Origin of the sequence: Arthrobacter sp. Hiyo1 (assembly GCF_001263615.2) — a bacterium.
Lineage (GTDB): Bacteria > Actinomycetota > Actinomycetes > Actinomycetales > Micrococcaceae > Arthrobacter.
The window spans coordinates 836753-838476 of record NZ_DF952468.1 but is presented as its reverse complement, the minus strand read 5'-3'; the positions used below and the strand labels follow the sequence as shown (position 1 = coordinate 838476).

At 63.8% G+C, this 1724-nt stretch carries 4 protein-coding genes; all 4 read left to right on the top strand.

What is annotated here, in order from left to right; genetic code table 11:
- Positions 1-225: DUF1684 domain-containing protein (locus tag AHiyo1_RS03605; RefSeq protein WP_113990544.1), on the top strand; the 225-nt coding region annotated here is incomplete at its 5' end.
- A gap of 40 nt (positions 226-265) precedes the next feature.
- Entirely contained in the window at positions 266-1120 is an 855-nt protein-coding gene (locus tag AHiyo1_RS03600) for a fumarylacetoacetate hydrolase family protein (protein WP_059387635.1), read from the top strand.
- A 27-nt stretch (positions 1121-1147) separates the two neighbouring features.
- A complete protein-coding gene (locus AHiyo1_RS27840; RefSeq protein WP_340639278.1) occupies positions 1148-1444 on the top strand; it encodes a GtrA family protein in 297 nt (98 codons plus the stop codon).
- 2 nt (positions 1445-1446) lie between these two features.
- Positions 1447-1623, top strand: a complete 177-nt coding sequence (locus AHiyo1_RS27835; protein ID WP_340639277.1) for a hypothetical protein — start codon at positions 1447-1449, stop codon at positions 1621-1623.
- Positions 1624-1724 lie beyond the last annotated feature (101 nt).

Here is a 1724-nt window from a genome sequence, read left to right as displayed (position 1 = left end):
GGCAAACCCGGAGGAAGCTACGGCGCCGGCCGCTACTTGCTGGACACCATCAAGGGAGCCTTCCACGGCCTTCGAGGATCCGGGCAACAGGAGTTCGTGCTCGACTTCAATTTCGCCTACAACCCATCCTGTGCCTACAACGAGGCCTGGGCCTGCCCCTTGGCCGGGCCCGCGAATCGCCTGGCCGCGGATATCCCCGTGGGCGAGCTCTACTTGCCCGTCTAAACCTGCCGCCTCAAGAGGTTCAAGGACGTAGGATGTCTTCATGACTTCCTCACGTGCACGCCGGATCGCCCGCGTCCGCCCGCTCTCCCCCACCTCACCGGACGAACAGTTCTTCGTAGCGAACGACGCCGCCGACTTCGCTTCCGCGGAAGGCCGGAGCTGGACGGTGGTGGACAGTCCGTTCCCCGGGTCGCCGGCAAATAGCAGCAGCGCAGGGCGGCCAGGTTGGGTTGCAGGCTCTCGTGTCTCCGAGGATGTGTTCACGTTCCTGGCGCCGTCTGTTCCCGCCAACGTCTTCGGCATGGCGCACAACACCGGCCAGCCAGGCCGGGATTTGCCTGCGCAGGCGTTCCACAAGGCCGCCACAAGCGTCATCGGACCAGGCGACGCCATCGAGCTCGCCTCCGGCGTCGGATACGTGGACCCCGAAGCGGAACTGACCGTCGTCGTCGGGCGCAAAGTCCGCGGACTCACACTCGACAACGCGCGCGACGCCATCCTCGGTTTCACGATCGGCAACGACGTCTCGGCGCGGGACCTGCAGAAGACCGACGACTTGTGGATCAGCGCGAAAAGCCAGGACACGTTTACCCCTGCGGGACCGTGGATCGTCACTGACCTCGATGACAGTGATCTTTCGATCGGCATCGTGCACAACGGCAGGGAATTGCGGACGGCCAGCACCGCCGACCTCGGATGGAAAGTGGACGAGATCCTTGTCTACCTCACGTCGTTCATGACTTTGCACCCCGGAGACCTGGTCCTCACCGGCTTCCCCGCCGAGTGTGCCAGGATCGCGCCAGGAGACCTTGTGAGCTGCCGCATTGAGGGCATCGGGGAGCTCATCAACCCCGTCATCGCAGCAACTTGGGAGAAAATTCCCAGCTTGATATGACAGGCTTGAGCAATGGAGCCTCCTGCCGTGCCGGCAATTGAGACGCGGCAGACGTCCCTTTCCAGGCCAAATACAAGCAAGCGCCGCAAAGGCGTGCTGCGCTATCCGGTGGTCAGGCAGCTCATCCGTTTCACCGGCGTCGGGATCATCTGCACCGTCACCTCGCTGGCACTGTACGCGCTGTTCAGGCCGTGGTTGGGACCCCAACCTGCCAACGCCGCAGCGCTGATCATCACCTCGCTCATGAACACGGCCCTGAACCGTCGGCTGACCTTCAAGATCAGTGGCAACCGGAAGAGGACGCGGGACCACTTGAACGGTTGATCGTGATCGCCGTGGCGCTGGTCATCACGGGCGGGAGCCTGGGCGTGCTGCATGCGTTCCGGCCCGAGGCAACCCTCGAGGAGGACCTCTGGACCACCACGCTGTCCGGATTCGTCGCGACGGCCGTGCGGTTCACGATGCTGCGGCACTGGATTTTCCGCCGGGCCCGCCACGTCTGACTCCCAACTGACTCGCATTTGTGTCGTTTTGAGGGCTCAGAACGACAACAAATGCGAGTTACTTGGGGGTGGGGACCGTCAGCGGCGGCCGGAGCCCCTGG